The sequence below is a fragment of the Modestobacter sp. NPDC049651 genome, from assembly GCF_040659695.1.
GTDB lineage: Bacteria > Actinomycetota > Actinomycetes > Mycobacteriales > Geodermatophilaceae > Modestobacter.
In genome coordinates, this window is sequence record NZ_JBFAOG010000001.1 from 356,266 (window position 1) to 375,769 (window position 19,504).

Annotated in this window: 20 protein-coding genes and 1 pseudogene; 7 read left to right on the forward strand and 14 right to left on the reverse strand. The window is 75.5% G+C overall.

Annotated elements, in window-relative coordinates; genetic code table 11:
* Window positions 1-28: 28 nt before the first annotated feature.
* The 6 genes from AB0J00_RS01855 to AB0J00_RS01880 form a co-directional block, all read right to left on the reverse strand.
* Window positions 29-331, reverse strand: a complete 303-nt coding sequence (locus AB0J00_RS01855; protein ID WP_357739296.1) for a thiamine-binding protein — start codon at window positions 329-331, stop codon at window positions 29-31.
* Window positions 328-2,244 (reverse strand): 1-deoxy-D-xylulose-5-phosphate synthase, encoded by a 1,917-nt coding sequence (dxs, locus tag AB0J00_RS01860; protein WP_357739298.1) that lies wholly within the window; start codon window positions 2,242-2,244, stop codon window positions 328-330. The genes AB0J00_RS01855 and dxs overlap by 4 nt, the downstream gene beginning before the upstream one ends.
* A gap of 141 nt (window positions 2,245-2,385) precedes the next feature.
* Window positions 2,386-2,754: a hypothetical protein gene (locus AB0J00_RS01865; RefSeq protein ID WP_357739301.1), complete on the reverse strand. Its 369-nt coding sequence runs from the start codon at window positions 2,752-2,754 to the stop codon at window positions 2,386-2,388.
* Window positions 2,751-3,008, reverse strand: coding sequence for a hypothetical protein (locus AB0J00_RS01870; protein ID WP_357739304.1), 258 nt, complete (start codon window positions 3,006-3,008; stop codon window positions 2,751-2,753). The genes AB0J00_RS01865 and AB0J00_RS01870 overlap by 4 nt, the downstream gene beginning before the upstream one ends.
* A 45-nt stretch (window positions 3,009-3,053) precedes the next feature.
* Entirely contained in the window at window positions 3,054-4,355 is a 1,302-nt protein-coding gene (locus tag AB0J00_RS01875; RefSeq protein WP_357739307.1) for a TRAM domain-containing protein, read from the reverse strand.
* Window positions 4,348-6,378, reverse strand: coding sequence for an APC family permease (locus AB0J00_RS01880; RefSeq protein WP_357739311.1), 2,031 nt, complete (start codon window positions 6,376-6,378; stop codon window positions 4,348-4,350). Before AB0J00_RS01880 ends, AB0J00_RS01875 begins: the two co-directional genes overlap by 8 nt.
* Window positions 6,379-6,606: 228 nt before the next feature.
* Between AB0J00_RS01880 and AB0J00_RS01885 the strand changes: the two genes are divergently transcribed.
* Both AB0J00_RS01885 and AB0J00_RS01890 read left to right on the forward strand, forming a co-directional pair.
* Window positions 6,607-7,275 (forward strand): TrkA family potassium uptake protein, encoded by a 669-nt coding sequence (locus AB0J00_RS01885; protein ID WP_357739314.1) that lies wholly within the window; start codon window positions 6,607-6,609, stop codon window positions 7,273-7,275.
* A complete protein-coding gene (locus tag AB0J00_RS01890) occupies window positions 7,275-7,943 on the forward strand; it encodes a TrkA family potassium uptake protein (RefSeq protein ID WP_357739317.1) in 669 nt (222 codons plus the stop codon). Before AB0J00_RS01885 ends, AB0J00_RS01890 begins: the two co-directional genes overlap by 1 nt.
* A 4-nt stretch (window positions 7,944-7,947) precedes the next feature.
* Here AB0J00_RS01890 and AB0J00_RS01895 read toward each other — a convergent pair whose 3' ends face one another.
* From AB0J00_RS01895 to AB0J00_RS01925, 7 genes are all read right to left on the reverse strand, one after another.
* On the reverse strand, window positions 7,948-8,751 hold the full coding sequence (locus tag AB0J00_RS01895) for a DUF3159 domain-containing protein (RefSeq protein ID WP_357739319.1): 804 nt from the start codon (window positions 8,749-8,751) through the stop codon (window positions 7,948-7,950).
* Window positions 8,748-9,086: an OB-fold nucleic acid binding domain-containing protein gene (locus tag AB0J00_RS01900; RefSeq protein WP_357740124.1), complete on the reverse strand. Its 339-nt coding sequence runs from the start codon at window positions 9,084-9,086 to the stop codon at window positions 8,748-8,750. Before AB0J00_RS01900 ends, AB0J00_RS01895 begins: the two co-directional genes overlap by 4 nt.
* 71 nt (window positions 9,087-9,157) lie before the next feature.
* Complete coding sequence (locus AB0J00_RS01905) at window positions 9,158-9,940, reverse strand: prolyl oligopeptidase family serine peptidase (protein WP_357739322.1); 783 nt, start codon at window positions 9,938-9,940, stop codon at window positions 9,158-9,160.
* Complete coding sequence (locus AB0J00_RS01910) at window positions 9,937-10,644, reverse strand: DUF3710 domain-containing protein (protein WP_357739325.1); 708 nt, start codon at window positions 10,642-10,644, stop codon at window positions 9,937-9,939. Before AB0J00_RS01910 ends, AB0J00_RS01905 begins: the two co-directional genes overlap by 4 nt.
* Before the next feature lies 1 nt (window position 10,645).
* Window positions 10,646-11,155: a dUTP diphosphatase gene (gene dut, locus AB0J00_RS01915; RefSeq protein WP_357739328.1), complete on the reverse strand. Its 510-nt coding sequence runs from the start codon at window positions 11,153-11,155 to the stop codon at window positions 10,646-10,648.
* Between the two features lie 41 nt (window positions 11,156-11,196).
* Entirely contained in the window at window positions 11,197-12,096 is a 900-nt protein-coding gene (locus tag AB0J00_RS01920) for a hypothetical protein (protein WP_357739331.1), read from the reverse strand.
* Between the two features lie 38 nt (window positions 12,097-12,134).
* Complete coding sequence (locus tag AB0J00_RS01925; RefSeq protein ID WP_012948011.1) at window positions 12,135-12,437, reverse strand: DUF4193 domain-containing protein; 303 nt, start codon at window positions 12,435-12,437, stop codon at window positions 12,135-12,137.
* Between the two features lie 325 nt (window positions 12,438-12,762).
* Here AB0J00_RS01925 and AB0J00_RS01930 point away from each other — a divergent pair, with 325 nt between their 5' ends.
* Both AB0J00_RS01930 and AB0J00_RS01935 read left to right on the forward strand, forming a co-directional pair.
* Window positions 12,763-13,809 (forward strand): phosphotransferase family protein, encoded by a 1,047-nt coding sequence (locus AB0J00_RS01930; protein ID WP_357739335.1) that lies wholly within the window; start codon window positions 12,763-12,765, stop codon window positions 13,807-13,809.
* A 30-nt stretch (window positions 13,810-13,839) separates the two neighbouring features.
* The gene (locus AB0J00_RS01935; protein ID WP_357739338.1) at window positions 13,840-14,370 is read left to right on the forward strand and encodes a LytR C-terminal domain-containing protein; all 531 of its coding nucleotides are present in this window, start codon (window positions 13,840-13,842) and stop codon (window positions 14,368-14,370) included.
* Between the two features lie 140 nt (window positions 14,371-14,510).
* On the opposite strand, the pseudogene AB0J00_RS01940 reads toward AB0J00_RS01935, so the two are convergent.
* A pseudogene (locus AB0J00_RS01940) lies at window positions 14,511-15,206 on the reverse strand (inositol monophosphatase family protein); the annotation flags it as partial.
* Between the two features lie 59 nt (window positions 15,207-15,265).
* Between AB0J00_RS01940 and ppgK the strand changes: the two are divergent.
* The 3 genes from ppgK (at window position 15,266) to AB0J00_RS01955 (ending at window position 19,231) form a co-directional block, all read left to right on the forward strand.
* Window positions 15,266-16,009 carry a polyphosphate--glucose phosphotransferase gene (ppgK, locus tag AB0J00_RS01945; RefSeq protein ID WP_357739341.1) on the forward strand — a complete coding sequence of 248 codons (744 nt, stop codon included), beginning with the start codon at window positions 15,266-15,268 and terminating at the stop codon, window positions 16,007-16,009.
* 347 nt (window positions 16,010-16,356) lie between these two features.
* Window positions 16,357-17,703 carry an RNA polymerase sigma factor gene (locus AB0J00_RS01950; RefSeq protein ID WP_357739344.1) on the forward strand — a complete coding sequence of 449 codons (1,347 nt, stop codon included), beginning with the start codon at window positions 16,357-16,359 and terminating at the stop codon, window positions 17,701-17,703.
* Between the two features lie 223 nt (window positions 17,704-17,926).
* A complete protein-coding gene (locus tag AB0J00_RS01955) occupies window positions 17,927-19,231 on the forward strand; it encodes an SGNH/GDSL hydrolase family protein (protein ID WP_357739347.1) in 1,305 nt (434 codons plus the stop codon).
* The last annotated feature ends 273 nt before the right edge of the window (window positions 19,232-19,504 follow it).

Sequence of the window (19,504 nt, forward strand, 5' to 3'; positions counted from 1 at the left end):
ACGGCGCGGCAGCAGGCCGGCGTGGCCGTCAGCGGAACTTGTGCGTGAGGCTGTCCATGTCGCGCTGGACGCTGGCGATCTTCACGTGCGAGAGCCCGCCGTTCGCGCCGGCCAGCATCATCGCCTCGTGGGCGGCCCGCAGGGTGTCCCAGACGGCGTCCGCGGAGCCCTCCAGGGTCGTGCCCAGCGCCCCGACCTCGTAGCGCAGCCCCGAGCCGGCGATCACCTCGATCGCGGCCTCCACGTGGGCGTGCGGGTCCTCCGGGGTGCCGGGCGGCGAGGGCGCGACCTGGATCTCCGCGATCACCCACTCGCCGGTCGGGTCGCTCACTGCTGGCCCTCCACGTGCGCCGGGGCCTCGGCGGCGGCCTTCTCCCCGACGCGGGCGGCCCACTCGACGATCCGGCGGGCGACGTCCTGCTCGGTGAGCCCGGCGTCGGCGAGCACCTGGCCGCGGCTGCCGTGGTCGAAGAACTCCTGCGGCAGGCCGAGGGTGCGCACCGGGACGTCGGACTCGGCGTCCTGCAGCGCGCGGGTGACCATCGACCCGATGCCGCCGGCCCGGCCGCCGTCCTCGACCGTGACGACCAGCCGGTGCGCGGTCGCGAGCTCCACCAGCTCCGGCGCGACCGGCAGCGCCCAGCGCGGGTCGACGACGGTGACGTCGATGCCGTGGTCGGCAGCGCGCTCGGCGGCGGCGAGGGCCAGCGGCACCATCGCGCCGACCGCGACCAGCAGCACCTCCGGCGTCGCGGCCCGGCGCAGCACGTCGAGGCGGCCGCGGCGCTCCAGCGCGGGGATGTCGGGGGCCAGCGCGCCCTTCGGGAAGCGGATCACGGTCGGCCCGTCGGTGACGTCCACGGCCTCCCGCAGCGCCTCCCGCAGGGTCGGCTCGTCGCGGGGAGCCGCGAGCTGCAGCCCGGGGACCACCGACATGATCGACATGTCCCACATGCCGTTGTGCGAGGCGCCGTCGGTGCCGGTGACCCCGGCCCGGTCGAGCACCACGGTGACCGGCTGCCGGTGCAGGGCGACGTCCATCAGCACCTGGTCGAAGGCCCGGTTGAGGAACGTCGAGTAGACGGCGACCACCGGGTGCATGCCGCCCATCGCCAGGCCTGCGGCCGAGGTGAGCGCGTGCTGCTCGGCGATGCCGACGTCGTAGGTGCGCTCGGGGAACCGCTCCGCGAACGAGGCCAGCCCGGTCGGGTGCAGCATCGCCGCGGTGATCGCCACGACGTCGGAGCGCTCGGCGCCGATGCGCACCAGCTCGTCGGCGAAGACGTCGGTCCACTCCGGGCCCTTGGCGGCCGAGGACAGCCCGCTGTCGGGCTCGAAGACGCCGGTGGAGTGCCAGGCGTCGATGGTGTCGGTCTCGGCCGGCGGGTAGCCGAAGCCCTTGGTGGTGACCGCGTGCACGATCACCGGCCCGCCGAACGACCGCGCCCGCCGCAGCGCCGACTCCAGCACCTCGACGTCGTGCCCGTCGACCGGGCCGACGTACTTCATGCCGAGGTCCTCGAACATGCCCTGCGGGCTCAGGACGTCCTTGAGACCCTTCTTGATCGCGTGCAGCGCGTCGTACAGCGCGGTGCCCACGACCGGCGCGCGGTGCAGCGCCTGGCGGACGGCGGCCAGCGCGTCCTCGTAGCCGGGGCGCAGCCGCAGGGTGGCCAGCGCGTCGGCGACCCCGCCGATGGTCGGCGAGTAGGAGCGGCCGTTGTCGTTGACGACGATCACCACCGGCCGGTCCTGGGCGGCGGCGATGTTGTTCAGCGCCTCCCAGGCCATCCCGCCGGTGAGCGCGCCGTCACCGATGACCGCGGCGACCGGGCGGCGCTCACCGCGCACCGCGAAGGACTTGGCCAGCCCGTCGGCGTAGGACAGCGAGGTGGAGGCGTGGCTGTTCTCCACCCAGTCGTGCTCGCTCTCGGCGCGGCTGGGGTAGCCGGACAGGCCGCCGCGCTGGCGGAGCCGCTCGAAGCCCTCCAGCCGGCCGGTGAGCAGCTTGTGCACGTACGCCTGGTGGCCGGTGTCGAACACGATCGGCTCGCGCGGGGACTCGAAGACCCGGTGCAGCGCGATGGTGAGCTCGACGGCGCCCAGGTTCGGGCCGAGGTGGCCACCGGTCTTGGCGACGCTCGTCACCAGCGCGTCCCGGATCTCTGCGGCGAGGGCCGGGAGCTGGTCGGCACGCAGGGCCCGGAGGTCCGCGGGCCCGGTGAGCGAGCTGAGCAACGACACGACGGGACAGCGTCCTCTCGACGTCGGCTGCGCCGGGTCGGACGGCGGTGTGCTGCTCGGCGGCAACCGGGTGGGACACCCACTCTAACGGCGTCCCGGCGGGCTGCCCGGTGAGAGCGGCCACCCCCGGTGACCGCCACCTCACAGGCGGGGCACCCACCGCTCGCCGCGCAGCGCCCCGGCGACCACCTCGACGCCGCGGGCCGCCCGGCGCAGCCGCTCCCCCTCCCGCTCGTAGGCGCTGATCGCCGCCTCCATGGCGTCCGGCGGCAGCTGGTCGGCCAGTTCCACCCGCACGGTGCGCCAGCCCGCCCGGGCGGCCTCCAGCCCGGCGGCGACGTGGTCGGCGGCGAACCGGGCCAGCAGCACCGGGTACCGGCGCAGCACCTCGTGGGCGCGGTAGTCCGGCGGGACGAGGTCGAACAGCCAGGCGACCGCCGACTGCTCCCAGTCGGGGGCGCCGGCGGGCAGCACGTCGTCCGGCCAGCCGGGGGGCAGCGCGTCGGTCACCTGCCCAGTGTCGGCGGCGGCCCCGCCGTCCTCGCGCCGGGGTTCGAACCCGTGTTCGAATCGTTGCCGTCGCCCTCGGCCTCCCGGCCGGCGGCGAGCACCAGCCAGGTGCCGCCCCAGACCAGCAGCGCGAGCCCGGCGGTGAACAGCGCCAGCTGCCCGCCGCCGGTGAGCCGGGCGGAGACGACGCCCGGCCAGAGGCCGACGACGACCGCGCCGAGGCCGAGCACGACCAGCACGCCCGCGCCGCGCATGCGCCACCTCCCCGCCGGGAGGACGACGCTAGCGCCGCACGCGCGTCAGGCGGCCGGCACGAGCAGCGCGACGCACTCCACGTGGTGGGTCATCGGGAAGGCGTCGTAGGCGCGCAGCCCCGCCATCCGGTACCCGGCCTCGGCGAAGGCCGCGACGTCCCGGGCCAGCGACGCGGGGTCGCAGGCCACGTAGACGACCGCCCGCGGGCCCGCCTCGGCCAGCACCCGGCTCACCGCCGGGCCCGCGCCCGCCCGCGGCGGGTCGAGCACGACGACGTCCGGGCGGCCCAGGTCGGCGAGCAGCCCGGTGAGCCCCTCGGCGTCGATGTCGCCCTGCCAGACCTCCGCCTGCGCCAGGTCGGCGAGGTTCGCGTCCGCGGCGGCGCACGCGGCCGGGTCGGACTCGACGCAGACCACCCGGCCCTGCGGCCCGACCGCCGACGCCAGCGAGCCGCCGAACAGCCCGGCCCCGGCGTAGAGGTCGAGCACGACCTCGCCGCTGACCGCGCGGGCGAACCCGGCGACGGCGCCGACCAGCGCGTCCGCGGCGCCGGGATGCACCTGCCAGAAGCCGGTGCCCTCGACCTGCCAGTCGCGGTCCCACGCGCGGCGCGCGGCCCGCCCGGCCGGCTCCACGGCCCGCTGCTCCCCCGCCGGCACCACCCGGGTGGTCTGCGGGTGGCCGCGCCGGTCGCGCTTGGTCGTGGTGATCGCGCCCTCGGAGTCGACCGCGACGTCGACCGCCCCGGCCCCCGGCCAGCGCCGCGACAGCACCGCCTGCGCGGCCGGCTCGACGGTGATCGGGCAGTCGGCCAGCGGCAGCACCTCGCGGGAGCGGTGCGGGTGCAGCCCGGGCCGGCCCGACCGGTCGACGGCGAAGCGCGCGCGGGAGCGCCAGCGCAGCGGCCCGCCCGGCAGCTCCTCGACCGGCACGTCGACGTCCAGCCCGGCCAGCCGGCCGAACTGCTCGGCGATGACAGCGGTCTTGAGCTCCCGCTGGTGGGCCGGGTCGACGTGCTGCCAGTCGCAGCCGCCGCACCGCCCCGGCCCGGAGAACGGGCAGGGCCGCTCGACCCGCGCCGGGTGCGCGGTGACCACCTCGACGGCGTCCGCGCGGCAGTACTTCGGGTGCCGGTCCTCGGTCACCTCCACGACCACCCGCTCGCCGGGGATCGTGTGCCGGACGAAGACCACCCGGCCCTCGTGCCGGGCCACGCAGTGGCCGCCGTGCGCCACCGACTCGACGTCCACCTCGAACCGGCGCCCGGTCCACCCGCCGCCGCGGTCCGGGCGGGGGCCCTCGCCGGGCCCCGGGTCGCTGGGGCCGGTCTGGCCGTCGTCAGCCATAGGGGGTCTGCTCTGCCTCTGAGGTCAGCCCGCGGCGGAGGTCGCCGGGGGCGGGGCGGCCGTTGTCCTCGCCGCGGTCCAGCGAGCTCTCCAGCTGCCACGGCACCGTCGTGATCATCACGCCGGGCTGGAACTGCAGCCGGGTGCGCAGCCGCAGCGCGCTCTGGTTGTGCAGCACGTTCTCCCACCAGTGCCCGACCACGTACTGCGGCACGAACACCACGACCAGCTCCCGGGGGCTGGACCGCCGGATGTCCTTGACGAAGTCGACGACCGGCCGGGTGATCTCGCGGAACGGCGACTCCAGCACGGTGAGCGGCACCGGGATGTCGTAGCGCTCCCAGTCGGCCTGCAGCGCGCGCGTCTCGGCGTCGTCGACGTTCACCGTCAGCGCGGTCAGCACGTCGGGCCGGGTGGCCCGGGCGAAGGCCAGCGCCCGCAGCGTCGGCTTGTGCACCTTGGACACCAGGACGACGGCGTGCACCTTGCTCGGCAGCGTCCGCGCGTCGGTGTCGGGCGCCAGCTGCTCGGCGACGTGCCGGTAGTGCCGGTGGATGGACTTCATCAGGCCGAGGATCAGCGGCATCGCGGCGATGACGATCCACGCCCCGCCGGCGAACTTGGTGATGACCACGATGACCAGCACCACGGTGGTGAGCGACCCGCCGATCGTGTTGATCACCCGGGACCGCTGCATCCGCCGGCGCGCGGCCTGGTCGGCGGTGACCCGCAGCTCGCGGTTCCAGTGCCGGACCATGCCCCACTGGCCGATCGTGAAGCTGGTGAACACCCCGATGATGTACATCTGGATCAGGTGGGTCGAGTCGGCCTTGAACACCACCAGCAGCAGCACCGCGAAGCCGGCCAGCAGCAGGATGCCGTTGCTGTAGACGAGCTTGTCGCCGCGGGTGTGCAGCTGGCGGGGCATGAACCGGTCCTGCGCCAGCACCGAGCCCAGCAGCGGGAACCCGTTGAACGCGGTGTTGGCCGCCAGGATCAGCACGAGCGCCGTGGTCGCCTGGACGTAGAAGAAGCCCACCGAGTGCGGCCCGCCGAACACCGCGGCCGCCACCTGGGCGATGACCGTCCGCTGCGGCGCGGTCGCGCAGTCGACGAAGCCCTCCAGGTCGCAGGGCTGGTCGGCGTACCGGACGTCGGACAGCAGCGCGAGGGCCGTCACACCGGCGAACATGACCGCCGCGATGCCGCCCATCAGCGCGAGCGTGGTCGCCGCGTTGCGGCTCTTCGGCGGCTTGAAGGCCGGCACGCCGTTGGCGATGGCCTCGACGCCGGTGAGCGCCGTGCAGCCGGACGCGAAGGCGCGCAGCGCGAAGAAGATCAGCGCCAGGCCGGTCACGTGCGCGTAGCCGTCGGCCGGGTCGATCGTGTAGCTCGCGCTCTCCGCCCGCACCGGGGAGTCGGTGAGGAAGTCGCGCACCAGCCCGGTCACGATCATCACCATGATGCCGGTGATGAACAGGTAGGTCGGGACGGCGAAGGTCTTCCCCGACTCCCGCACGCCGCGCAGGTTGGCAGCCACCAGCAGCACGACCAGTGTGACCGCGATCGCCACCCGGTGCTCGTGCAGCGCGGGGAACGCGGAGATGATGTTGTCGGTGCCGGAGCTGACCGACACGGCCACGGTGAGCACGTAGTCGGTGAGCAGCGCGCTCGCGACGACCAGGCCGGCGAACTGGCCGTGGTTCTTCATCGCGACCTCGTAGTCGCCGCCGCCGGACGGGTAGGCGTGCACCACCTGGCGGTAGCTGAGCACCACCACGGTCAGCAGCAGCACGACGGCCAGCGCCAGCCACGGGGCGAGGAACAGGAACGCCGTCCCGGCCAGCGTGAGCACGATCAGGATCTCCTGCGTCGCGTAGGCGACGGAGGAGAGCGGGTCGCTGGCGAAGATCGGCAGCGCGAGGCGCTTGGGCAGCAACGACTCCCCCGCCAGGTCGCTGCGGACCGGGCGGCCGAGCACGAGGCGCTTCGGGAGTTGTCCGAGGCCGGACAGGGATGGCACGCGGCGATGGTACGGACGTCGACCGCCGCCGCGCCGCACCCCGGTACCGGCTCGCACCCCCGCCGGAGCAGGTCGTGACGGCCGACACCCTCCTGGGGGTGGACCGTCCCCGGCGGCCCCCGGCGGGCCCGCGCGCGGGTGTACGTTCGCCCGCTGTAGACCCGGCCACCGAGGGGGCGCCCGGGCAGCGCTGGACGTACAGCGCCGGACCGACAGGGTGGAGACAACGTGCACGTGGTCGTGATGGGGTGCGGCCGCGTCGGCTCGGCGATCGCGCGGCGCCTCGAGGAGATCGGGCACAGCGTCGCGGTGATCGACCAGGACCCCGAGGCGTTCCGCCGGCTGGGCCCGGAGTTCGCCGGCCGCCAGGTGACCGGGCTCGGCTTCGACCGGCAGACGCTGCTGGCCGCCGGCATCGACTCCGCCGGCGCCTTCGCCGCGGTCAGCAGCGGTGACAACTCGAACATCATCGCGGCCCGGGTGGCCCGCGAGACCTTCGGCGTGGAGCACGTCGTCGCCCGGATCTACGACTCCAAGCGGGCCGAGGTCTACGAGCGGATGGGCATCCCCAGCGTCGCCACCGTGCCGTGGACGGTGAACCGGCTGATGCGCGAGCTGCTGTCGGTGAAGGTGTCCGAGCTGTGGCGCGAGCCCACCGGCAAGGTGCTGCTGATGCGGGTCACCGTCACCGACGGCTGGGTCGGCCGGCCGCTGACCGAGCTGGAGCTCGCCTCCGGCGCCCGCGCGGCGTGGATGGTCCGCTTCGGCGAGGCGCAGCTGCCCACGCCGTCCACCGTCCTGCAGACCGGCGACCAGCTCGTCATCGCCGTCACCGACGAGCTCACCGACCGGGTGCACCAGACCGTCGAGAACCCCGCCCGGGGAGGGCAGCACTGATGCGCGTCGCCATCGTGGGGGCCGGCGCCGTCGGCCGGTCCATCGCCACCGAGCTCCTCGGGGCCGGGCACAGCGTCATGCTCATCGAGAAGAACGGCGCCAAGGTGCGGGCCAAGGCCGTGCCCGGCGCCGAGTGGGTGCAGGCCGACGCCTGCGAGGTGACCTCCCTGGAGGAGGCGCAGCTGCAGACCTGCGACGTCGTCATCGCCGCCACGGGCGACGACAAGGCCAACCTGGTCGTCTCGCTGCTGGCCAAGACCGAGTTCGCGGTCAACCGCGTCGTCGCCCGGGTCAAGGACCCGCGCAACGAGTGGCTCTACACCGAGGCGTGGGGCGTGGACGTCGCCGTCTCGACGCCGCGGGTGCTCGCCGCGCTCGTCGAGGAGGCGGTCACCGTCGGCGACGTCGTCCGGCTGATGAGCTTCCGCAAGGGCGCCGCGAACCTGGTGGAGATCACCCTGGCCGAGGACACCCCGTGGGTGGGCCGGCCGGTGCGCGAGGTGCCGCTGCCCCGGGAGACGGTGCTGACCACGATCCTGCGCGGCGACCGGGTGATCAACCCGGACCCCGACGAGCCCCTCGAGGCCGGCGACGAGCTGCTGTTCGTCACCCACGGCGAGGTCGAGGAGCAGCTGCAGCGCACGATGTGCCCCGACGGCAGCTGCTGAGCCCTCAGGCGGCCGGCCGCGGCTCGTCGTCGGCGGCCGGCGTCCCGGCGTCGGTGCGGTGCCGGTGCAGCCGGGCGACCACCCACAGCGTGACCACCAGCTGGACGGCGGTGACCGGCAGGCCCAGCGCCACCGACGACGCGCCCAGCCAGCCGACCTCGTCCTGCCAGTAGAAGAGCGCCTGCACGCCCGCGCGCAGCAGGAACACCCCGCCCCACAGCACGGTCAGCCAGGAGTAGGCGCGCAGCACCCGCGGGTCGTCGCGCCAGTGCGTCTCCGGCGCGGCATCCGGCTCCCGGTCCCGGTCGTCGTCCGCGGGGTCCGTCGTCGCCGTCCGGGCGCGGCGGCCGCGCAGCGACGGCAGGCTGTGCCCGGCCATGCCGCCCAGGTGGCTGGGCGCCAGCCATTCGGCCACGTACCCGACCAGCGGCCGGCGGAACAGCAGCGACCCGAGCACCACCAGGCCGATGCCGGCGTTGCGGACGATGCCCAGCACGAAGAAGTCCCGCGCCTCGCCGGAGGCCCGGGCGATGAGGACCGCGACGACGACGGCGAACAGGCCGCTGACGGCCTGCTGCACGCCCTCCCGGCGGACCAGCCGCAGCAGGAACACCAGGACGGCGGCGACCGCCGCGGCCCAGATGCCGACGCGCAGCCCGGCGATGCCGTTGGCGACGACGAAGGCGATCGTGGGCAGCGAGGCGTCGACCATGCCGCGCCAGCCACCGAGCTGGTCCAGCACCAGGTGCCGGTCGAACGTGACACCCCGCGGCTGGTCCTCCGGCCGCCCGCCCTGCGGCGGGGTCACCCAGCGCTCAGCTCGTACCAGGGGTTGTAGATGACCTGCCGGCCGTCGAACGCGGCGAACCGGCCGCGCGCGGTGAGCCGGCGGCCGGGCTCGATGCCGGGGATCCGGCGGCGGCCCAGCCACACCAGCGTCACCGAGCCCGAGCCGTCGAACAGCTCGGCCTCCAGCGTCGGCACGGTCTCCCGCGGGGTGTAGACGACCGACTTGAGCCGTCCGGTCACGGTCACGACCTCACCCTTGCGGCACGCGCTCACCGCCGAGCAACCCGACGTCGCGACGTCGGACTGCAACGACTGCGCATCGATGGTGCGGTCGTCGGCGGTCAGCTTCTGCAGCTTCCGCGACAACCAGCTGCGCGCCCCTGCCGGTGCCCCGGTGGGGGTGCCCGGCACGGCCCTGGTCTCGGTCACGACTCCAGCGTAGTGCGCTGCCGGTGGGCCGCCAGCCACTCCACGGTGTCCTGCCAGCCCGGGGTGGTGACGTCCAGCACGACCATGTGGTCACCGGGCACGACCAGCAGCTCCGCGGCGTCCCCGGCGGCGGTGGCGGCCTCGACGAACCGCTCGCTCTGCTCCAGCGGGACGGTGGTGTCCGCGGCGCCGTGCACGCACAGCACCGGCACCCCGGTGGGCAGCAGCCGCACCGGGTCGGCGGTCAGGTAGCGCCCGGCCAGCTCGTCGGGGCGCCCGCCGAGGAGGTCGACGGTCGCGCCGTCGCCGAGGTGCTCCTCGACCGCGGCCTCCAGGTCCAGGACACCGGCCTGCAGCACCGCGGCGGTCACCGGCACCCGCGGGGCCGCGCCCGGGGCCTCGTCGGGCAGCCGCCCGCGCCCGGCGGCCCAGCCGGCCAGGTGCCCGCCGGCGGAGTGCCCGACCACGGCGACGGTGCGCAGGTCCAGCCGGCCGGCCTCCGCCAGACCGGGCAGCGCGTCGATCGCCGCCGCGACGTCCTCCAGGGTCTGCGGCCAGCCGCCGCCCGCGCCGACCCGCCGGTACTCCACGGCCACCGCCGCCCAGCCGCGGCCGGCCAGGTCCGCGGCGAGCGGCCGGGCCAGCTCGATGCCGTAGCGGGCGCGCCAGAAGCCGCCGTGCAGCACGACGACGACCGGCGCCGGCCCCTCGCCGGCGGGCAGGGTGAGCTCGAGGAACTGGTCGGGGTGCGGGCCGTAGGGGTGGGCGGTGGTGCTCACCCGGCGGTCCCCTCGGCGGCCTGGCGGGCCGCCTCCTGCTGGCGGGCGAGCTCCTCCATCGCCTGGGTCGGCAGCGTCAGCGGCAGCTGCTCGCGCACCGGCATGGGCTGGGTCCCGCGGACGACGACGACGTGCCGGAACGCGTCCTCCAGCTCCGCCGCCGCGTCGGGGTCGGCGGCCGCCGGGCCGCTCAGCATCCCCCGCAGGAACCAGCGGGGCCCGTCCACGCCGAGGAAGCGGGCCGGGCGCCGCACCGGGCGGCCGGTCGGCTGCTGCCCCGGCGCGGCCGGCGGCGGGGCGAGCACCACACCGGCGAGCTCGGTGCCGAACGGGCCCTCGACCTCCTGCAGCGATGCGCCCTGCCCGCTGGCGCTGCGGGCCAGCTCACCGCGCACCGCGTCCCAGATGCCGTCGGCCCGCGGCGCGGCGAACGCCGACAGCTGCAGCAGCGACTCGCCGTGCACCAGCGTGGCGCCCACGACCTGCTGCTGCTGGTTGACGTCGATGCGCAGCTCCATGCCGCCCAGCGCGGGCACGCGCATCGACCCGAGGTCGATGCGGGGCACCCCGTCGTCGGGGGCGTCGGTGGCGTCGTAGGGGCCGGACGTCTCGTCGACCTCCCGCTCCCGGTGCTGCGGCTCCGGGGGCACGCCGCGCTCCCGCAGGGTGCGGTCGATGCGGTTGCGCCGTCGTCCGAGGGGCATGTCAGGCCGTTCCTTCCGCTGAGCTGTCGGGAGCGCCGGCCGGACGCCGGAACCCCCCGGTGGAGCCGTGGCCGCCGGCGCCGCGCTCGCTGGCGGGCAGCTCGGCGACCGGCACGAAGCGGGCCCGCACGACCGGCTGGACCACCAGCTGGGCGACCCGGTCGCCGCGCTGCAGCCGGATGGTCTCGCGCGGGTCGAGGTTGACCAGGTTCACCTTGATCTCGCCCCGGTAGCCCGCGTCGATGGTGCCGGGGGCGTTGACCAGGCTCAGCCCCAGCCGGTGCGCCAGCCCGGAGCGGGGGTGCACGAACCCGGCGTACCCCTCCGGGATGGCCACGGCCACCCCGGTGCCGACCAGCGCCCGCTCGTGCGGCGCCAGCTCGACGTCCTCGGCGACGGCCAGGTCGGCGCCGGCGTCACCGGGCAGCGCGTAGGCGGGCGCCACGCCGTCCGGGGAGGTGAGCAGCACCGGCACGTCGACATCGGCGGACGGCGGGAGCGAGTCGGGCACGGCGCGAGGGTGGCCGCGCCCGGCCGGGGCCGCGGCGGCGGTCACCGCCGTCCCCGGGGCAGGGCGGTGCGCAGGTCGGCGCGGACCCGGTCGGCGAGGGTCGCGGTGCCCTTGCGGTTGCCGCGGGCGGCCAGCGCGGCCCCCACCAGCAGCGGCGCGGCGGAGGTGGTGCTGCGGGCCAGCCGCTTGGTCACCTGGCGGCGCAGCGAGCGGACGCCGGCGGCCCCGAGCGCGCCGATCACGCCGGCCCGGCCGGTGCTGCCCACGGCCCGCTGGGTGGTCCAGCTGGCCAGGTACGCCGCGGCGCGCTGCCGGGCGTCCCCCGGCGCCGGGCGGCCGTAGAGCTCGTGCAGCTCGCCGATGAGGACGACCTCGACGGCGGCGACGAGCACCGTCTGCGCGCCAAGCTCCAGCGGCATCGCCAGCAGCGTCGGCGGGGTGAACCACTGGGCGGCGGCCAGCCCGCCGCTGGCGGCGCCGATCCCGCCGGTCAGCCGGGCGGCCCGGGCCACCAGCGCGTCGGCGATCTGCTCGTCGCCGACGCCGGGGTAGGCCTGCCGCAGCCGGGCCCGGTCGCGGACCGGGAGCCGGGGCGCGGCGGCGTCCAGCAGGTCGGTGAGCAGCCCGCCGGGCGCGGTGCGGCGCCCGGTCCCCGACGCGCCGCCCTTCGTGCCGGCGTCCCGGCCCGGACCGCGGGCCGCTCCGGCGACGGCGGCGATGACGTCGGTCAGCACCTTCCCGGCGCCGCCGGACCGGTCGCTGCCGTCCTTGGCCGCGCCACCGGCGCCGCCGCCCAGCAGGCCGGCCACGGCGTCGGCGAGCGCGCGGGCGGCGGACCCGAGGCCGCTGTCGGCCGCGGGCCCGCCGAGGACCTCACCCTCGACCGGCCGCGGCGGCGGCACGTCCCGCGGCGCCCCGCTCCGCTGTCCTGGCTCGGTCATCGGTCCCCCTCGCTCGTCGCGGCGCCGTGCGCCGTCGTTCAGGCCGCGCAGTCGCGGCAGAACAGCTGGTCGCCCTTGGTGGCGGCCAGCCGGCTGCGGTGCTGGACCAGGAAGCAGCGCGAGCAGGTGAACTCGTCCTCCTGCTTGGGCAGCACGCGGACGGTCAGCTCCTCGTTCGACAGGTCCGCGCCCGGCAGCTCGAGGTTCTCGTTGAAGTCCGTCTCGTCCACGTCGACCGAGGACGACTGCGCCTCGGCCCGGCGTGCCTTCAGCTCCTCGAGCGAGTCCTCGCCGAGCTCGTCGGCCTCGTTCCGTCGTGGGGCGTCGTAGTCGGTGGCCATGGTGTGTGCGCCTTCTCTTTCTCTCGCTCGTCGCGGGCTCGCTTGCCCGCACGTCTGTCGTCGGCGCCGCAGTGCCGTTCCGGGGTCCTCGGGGTCGAGGCCCTCCGGGTCCCGGGCTCCCGGGTCCCGGCTCTCCGGGCGCCGGACCGACCGCCCCCGCGGCCGCTCCGGCGTGCCGTCTGCACGTCGGCGAGCCCCCCAACGCAGCGGGAGCCCGCTTTGTGCCCGCTCCTCGGCGGCCGACACATCGGGCGCTCCGGCGGACCTCCGGAGGCGCCCTCCGGACGCACCGGGGCGGACGGGCGCCAGAGGCTACCCTGCGGCCGTGGCGACCTCAGTCGGTGCTGATCCGGACGTCGTGGGCCCCTATCTCGCGGCGGCGCTGGGCGACCAGCGGTGGCGGGCCGTGCGGGTGGAGCTGATCGCCGCGGGCATGTCGAACCTCACGTACGTGGTGACCCCGCAGGGCGGGTCCGCCGACGACGCGGTCGTGCTGCGCCGGCCGCCGACGGGGGCGGTGCTGGCGACGGCGCACGACATGGTGCGCGAGCACCGGGTGGTCTCCGCGCTGGCCGGCACGCCCGTGCCGGTGCCGCGGACGCTGCACCTGTGCACCGACCCCGCGGTGCTGGGCGCGCCGTTCTACGTGATGGAGCGGGTCGTCGGGGTGCACGTCGCCGACCGGCTGCCGGCCGGCTACGCCGACGAGCCGGCGCAGCGCCGCGCCGTCGCCGACGGGCTGCTCGACGTGCTGGCCGACCTGCACGCCGTCGACCCGGCCGCCGTGGGGCTCGCCGACTTCGGCCGGCCCGAGGGCTTCCTCGAGCGGCAGGTGCGCCGCTGGACGACGCAGTGGGACGCCACCCGCGACACCGACCGCCCCGAGATGGACGCCCTCGCCGCCCGGCTGGCCGCCGGCGTCCCCGCGACGCAGCGGTCGGGCGTCGTGCACGGCGACTTCCGGCTGGACAACTGCCTGCTCGACCCGGCCACCCCCGGCCGGGTGCGCGCGGTGCTGGACTGGGAGATGTCCACGCTCGGCGACCCGCTCACCGACCTGGGGCTGCTGTTCGTCTACTGGCCGCAGGCCGGCGAGGACCGCGCCGTGCGGCTGTCGCCGGTCACCACCCTGCCCGGCTTCCCCACCCGCGCCGAGCTGGCCGAGCGGTACGCCGCGCGCACCGGCGCCGACCTCGGCGCGCTGCCCTGGTACGTCGGGTTCGCCTACTTCAAGTTCGCCGCGATCCTGGCCGGGATCGTGGCCCGGGCCGCCGCCGGCGCGATGGCCGGCAAGTCCGCCGCCGGCTACGCCGACATGATCGACCCGTGCGTGGCGCTGGGACGCGCCGCGCTGGAGGACGGTGCCCTGTAGCACCGGCCGGCGCCACTAGGGTCGGCGGACGTGAGCCTGCCGACCGACACGCCGTCCGGCCGCGCCCGCCGGACCCGCCGGCCGCTGCCCGCGGTGATCTTCCTGCTCGTCCTGGCGATCGCCGCGCTCGGCGTCTGGTGGCAGGTGCTGCGGCAGGACGCGCAGCAGGCGGACGCCCAGGCGGCGACCTGCAGCACCGCGGCGGCGGCGCCCGAGGCGCTCGACCCCGCGAAGGTGACGCTGCGGGTCCTCAACGCCTCCCCGCTCAACGGCAAGGCGACCGAGGTCGCGACCACCCTGCAGTCGCGCGGGTTCATCGTCTCCGAGGTCGGCAACGCGGAGCAGCTGGAGAAGGGCGTGGGCCAGTTCGTGCACGGCGCCCGCGGCACCGCCGCCGCCCGGTTCATGGCGCTCTACCTGCCCGGCGCCGAGCTGAAGCAGGACACCCGGGCCGACGCCACGGTCGACCTGGTCATCGGACCGGACTTCAAGGGCCTGGCCACCCAGGACGACGTGACCGCCAAGCTGGCCCAGGCCGCGAGCGCCTCCGCCGCCTGCTGAGGGCCAGGAGCGCTAGGCCTCGAGCCGCTCCAGCAGCTGCACGAGGTCCGCGGTGATCGCGGGGCGGCGGCGACGGCCATCGGCTCGGCGAACGGGCGCCCCCCGGTGCCGCTGAGCACCAGCCCGGCCTCCGCGGCCACCAGCGCGCCCGCCGCGTGGTCCCAGGGCTTGAGGTCCAGCTCGTAGTAGGCGTCGACCCGGCCCGCCGCGGCGGCGCACAGGTCCAGCGACGCGCAGCCGAAGCGGCGGATGTCGCGCACCTCGGGCAGCAGCCCGGCGACGACGGCGCCCTGCCGGCGGCGCTGCTCGGTGCCGTAGCCGAACCCGGTGGCCACCAGCGCCCGCGACAGCTCCGCCGGGGAGCTGCCGGTCAGCTGCTGCGCGGCGGCCCCCGGGGCGGTGAGCCAGGCGCCCTGCCCGCGCACCGCGGTGAACAGCTCCCCGTTGGCCACGTTCAGCACGACGCCCACCTCGGCGCGCCCGTCGACCTCGGCGGCGATCGACACGGCGAACGCCGGCACGCCGTAGAGGAAGTTGACGGTGCCGTCGATCGGGTCGACCACCCAGCGCACGCCGCTGGTGCCCTCGCGGGCGGCGCCCTCCTCCCCCAGCACGCCGTCCCCGGGCCGGGTCTCGAGCAGCCGGCCGACGATCAGCTCCTCGCTGGCCCGGTCGACCGCGGTCACCACGTCGACCGGGCTGGACTTGGTGTCCACCTGGTCGGCGGCCGAGCTGCGGCCCGCCCCGACCAGGGCGGCGGCCTCCTCCGCGACGGCCCTTGCGAGGCCGAGGAGGGAGGCGCGGAGGTCGTCGTCCGGGTCCGGTGAGGTCACCACGTCGAGCGATCCTGCCGGAGCAGCGCACGGTCCGTGCGGCGGGTCACTAGCCTGTGCCCGTGCAGGGCTTCGGAGTGGACATCGGTGGCAGCGGCATCAAGGGCTGCGTGGTCGACCTGGACAAGGGCGAGCTGATCGGCGAACGGGTGCGCATCCCGACGCCGCAGCCGTCCCTGCCGGGCTCGGTCTGCACGGTCGTCGGCGAGATCGTCGGCCGGTTCGGCTGGGAGGGGCGCATCGGCGTCACCTACCCGGGCGTCATGAAGCACGGTGAGGCGTTCACCGCCGCGAACATGGACAAGAGCTGGATCGGCACCAACCTCGCGCAGGAGCTCGAGGCGGAGATCCCCGGCACCGTCCAGACGCTCAACGACGCGGACGCCGCGGGCATCGCGGAGATGGCGTACGGCGCCGGCCGCGACCAGCGCGGGCTGACCCTCATGCTCACCTTCGGCACCGGCATCGGCAGCGCGCTGTTCATCGACGGCAAGCTGGTGCCCAACACCGAGTTCGGGCACATCGAGGTCGACGGCGAGGACGGCGAGAAGCGCGCCTCCGCCGCCGCCCGCGAGCGGGAGGACCTCAGCTACCCGCACTGGGCCAAGCGGGTCGACCGCTACCTCGACACGCTCGAGCGCAGCCTGTGGCCGGACCTCATCATCGTCGGCGGCGGGGTCAGCAAGAAGGCCGACAAGTGGGTGCCGCTGCTGTCGACGCGCACCCGCGTGGTGCCCGCCGAGCTGCTCAACGACGCCGGCATCGTCGGCGCCGCGCTGGCCGCGGAGCAGCACATCGGCCAGTGACGCCGGGCACCCCCACCGGCTCGCCTCCCCGGCGCGTACCACCACGCCGGGGGTGTGAGCCGAGGGGGACGTCTGCCGCAGAACCGGTGGACCGTCGCCTGCGCGTCGTTACAATGGTGGAGCCCCATCGCGCCACTCCCCCCAGCCAGCAGGTCATCCCCCGCTCCCCAGGCGGCGAAACCCCATCGGTGCAACTCCGCCCGGGGTCCCGTCCCGGGAGCCGGACGACGGCTGCCGAGAGGGCGCCGGGGCCGCTGCCCGCGGGCCACACGGTCCTCGAGGAACGCACCGCAGTACGGGAAGGAACCTGAGTGCCCGCCGATCAGCAGGGTCCGGAAGCAGCCGTCGTGAGCAGCCCGAGCCGCCCGAGGACGGTGGCTGCACGGGCCGCCGCCTCGTCCACGGCACCGGTGACCAGCGCCACCGGCAGCGCCACCGCCAAGGCCCCCGCCAAGAAGGCGGCGGCCAAGAAGGCGCCGGCCAAGACCGCAGCCGCCAAGAAGACCGCGGCCCGCAAGCCCACGATCACCCCCTCCCCGGGCAGCGGCGAGGGCGCGGTCCTCACGGCCGTGGCCACCGACGGGTCGGCCACGGCCGTCGTCGACGCCGGCGCCGAGGGCCTGAAGCTCGACGAGACCGTCGTCACCGGTCAGGACGGCGTCGCCGTCACCGAGACCGACGAGAAGGACGGCGAGGCCGGCGAGGGCTTCGAGTGGGACGACGAGGAGGAGTCCGAGGCGCTGCGGCAGGCCCGCAAGGACGCCGAGCTCACCGCGTCGGCCGACTCCGTCCGCGCCTACCTCAAGCAGATCGGCAAGGTCGCGCTGCTCACCGCCGAGGAGGAGGTCGACCTCGCCAAGCGGATCGAGGCCGGCCTCTACGGCTCCGAGCGGCTGCGCCAGGTCGAGGAGGAGGGCCAGAAGATCTCGCCGCAGATGCGGCGTGACCTCAACTGGATCGTCCGCGACGGCGAGCGCGCCAAGAACCACCTGCTGGAGGCCAACCTCCGCCTGGTGGTCTCCCTGGCCAAGCGCTACACCGGCCGCGGCATGGCGTTCCTGGACCTGATCCAGGAGGGCAACCTGGGCCTCATCCGTGCGGTCGAGAAGTTCGACTACACCAAGGGCTACAAGTTCTCCACCTACGCCACCTGGTGGATCCGCCAGGCGATCACCCGCGCCATGGCCGACCAGGCCCGCACCATCCGCATCCCGGTGCACATGGTCGAGGTCATCAACAAGCTCGGCCGCATCCAGCGCGAGCTGCTCCAGGACCTGGGCCGCGAGCCCACCCCGGAGGAGCTGGCCAAGGAGATGGACATCACCCCGGACAAGGTGCTGGAGATCCAGCAGTACGCCCGGGAGCCCATCAGCCTCGACCAGACCATCGGCGACGAGGGCGACAGCCAGCTCGGTGACTTCATCGAGGACTCCGAGGCGGTCGTCGCGGTCGACGCGGTGAGCTTCACGCTCATGCAGGACCAGCTGACGAGCGTCCTGCAGACGCTGTCCGAGCGCGAGGCGGGCGTCGTCCGGCTGCGGTTCGGGCTCACCGACGGCCAGCCCCGCACGCTCGACGAGATCGGCCAGGTCTACGGCGTGACCCGCGAGCGGATCCGCCAGATCGAGTCCAAGACGATGTCGAAGCTGCGGCACCCCAGCCGCTCGCAGGTCCTGCGCGACTACCTGGACTGAGGAAGGACCCGGTCGTCCCCCACCCTTCGCACGCTCAGGGCGGGCCCCTACGACCGGGCCGGTTCCAGCACCTCACGACGGCCGGCGCCCCCTCGGGACGCCGGCCGTCGGCGTTCCCGGGCGCACGCGACGCGCCGCCGAGCGGGCCGGTGCCGTCCGCAACTGGCACGATCCGGGCATCCGGTGCGCGCTGGAGCACACCCCGCAGGGTTCGAGGACGGACATGACCCACTCCCCCCGCCGGCGGCACACCCGGGCGCTCGCCCTCGTCGCCGGCCTGCTCATGGTCACCCCGCTGGCCGGCGGCACCGTCGCGGAGGCGACCGGCACCGACCAGGGCGGCGGTGGCGGCGCCGACCGCTGGGTGAACGGCTGGCAGGGCAGCCCGACGGCCGGCGGCACCTTCGACCACGCCACCTGCCCGGCCGACACCGGGCTGACCGACCAGACGGTGCGCAACATCGTCCCGGTGAGCACCACCGGCGGCCAGGTCCGGGTGCGCATCTCCAACGCCTTCGGCGCCGCTCCGCTGCGGGTGGGCGCCGCCTCGGTGGCCGTCGCCGGCGAGGGCGCGGCCACCGCACCCGGCACGCTGCGCCCGCTGGAGTTCTCCGGCCGGCCGGACGTCCTCGTGGCCGCCGGCGGCGAGGCCCTCAGCGACCCGGTCGAGCTGTCGGTGCAGCCGCTGCAGCGACTGGCGGTGAGCGTCCACCTGCCGGGGCCGACCGGGCCCGCCACCCAGCACAACAACGCGCGCGAGACCAGCTACCTCGGCGCCGCCGACCGCACCGGTGACGCGGACGCCGCCGCGTTCACCACCCCGGTCAGCTGCTGGATGTTCGCCTCCGGGGTCGACGTGCTCGCCCCGCGCCGGGTGACCGGCACCGTGGTCACGCTCGGGGACTCGATCACCGACGGCGACCAGTCCACCGTCGACGCCGACCAGCGCTACCCCGACTGGCTGGCCCGCCGGCTGGCAGCGCTGCCCGGCCCGACCCTGTCGGTCTCCAACGCCGGCATCGGCGGCAACGAGGTGCTGGTCAACCGGGTGCCCGAGCTGTTCGGCGTCTCCGCGCCCGCCCGGCTCCCGCGCGACGTGCTCACCCAGGCCGGGGTGCGCGGCGTCGTGCTGCTGGAGGGCATCAACGACATCGGTGCCGCCGGTGCCCGGGCCGAGGACCTGGTCGACGGCTACCGGCAGATCGCCGCCCAGGTGCACGCCGCGGGGCTGCCCGCCTTCATCGGCACCCTGGCGCCCTTCGGTGGCTCCGCCGCGCAGTACGGCGGCGACTACGGCTCCGCCCAGGGCGAGGCGCAGCGCCGCGCGGTCAACGACTGGATCCGCGCGCAGCGCGTCTTCGACGGCGTCATCGACTTCGACGCCGCCCTGCGCGACCCGGCCGACCCCACCCGCCTGCTGCCGGAGTACGACAGCGGCGACCACCTCCACCCCAGCGACGCGGGCTACCGCGCCATGGCCGAGGCGGTCGACCTGCGCACGCTGGTCACCGCCGCGGCCCGGCGGTGACGGCCGGGTGGGGACGGCGGTCGGCGCGGGCGCCGTCCCCACCCGGTTCACCTGTCCGCGCGACGTCGTCGGTGTACGACGGCGCGTGGCGGGTAGACGGCGTAGCGTGGGCGCCGTAAGAGCAGCAGCGGACACCACAGCCGGCAACCGCCGGCGACCGAGAACACCGAGCACGTGCACCACCCGGACCCAGTTCCGGGCCAGTGACGTCCCCTGCTGGACCCGCTCCACCCCCCGCCCTGTCGGTCACGGACTCATCTCAATCGGTGAGTC

Coding starts and splice junctions, on each gene's coding strand:
- AB0J00_RS01870 (WP_357739304.1), bottom strand. CDS start 3,008: ATGCGCGGCGCGGGCGTGCTGGTCGTGCTCGGCCTCGGCGCGGTCGTC.
- AB0J00_RS01875 (WP_357739307.1), bottom strand. CDS start 4,355: ATGGCTGACGACGGCCAGACCGGCCCCAGCGACCCGGGGCCCGGCGAG.
- AB0J00_RS01890 (WP_357739317.1), top strand. CDS start 7,275: ATGCGCGTCGCCATCGTGGGGGCCGGCGCCGTCGGCCGGTCCATCGCC.
- AB0J00_RS01910 (WP_357739325.1), bottom strand. CDS start 10,644: ATGCCCCTCGGACGACGGCGCAACCGCATCGACCGCACCCTGCGGGAG.
- AB0J00_RS01920 (WP_357739331.1), bottom strand. CDS start 12,096: ATGACCGAGCCAGGACAGCGGAGCGGGGCGCCGCGGGACGTGCCGCCG.
- AB0J00_RS01925 (WP_012948011.1), bottom strand. CDS start 12,437: ATGGCCACCGACTACGACGCCCCACGACGGAACGAGGCCGACGAGCTC.
- AB0J00_RS01955 (WP_357739347.1), top strand. CDS start 17,927: ATGACCCACTCCCCCCGCCGGCGGCACACCCGGGCGCTCGCCCTCGTC.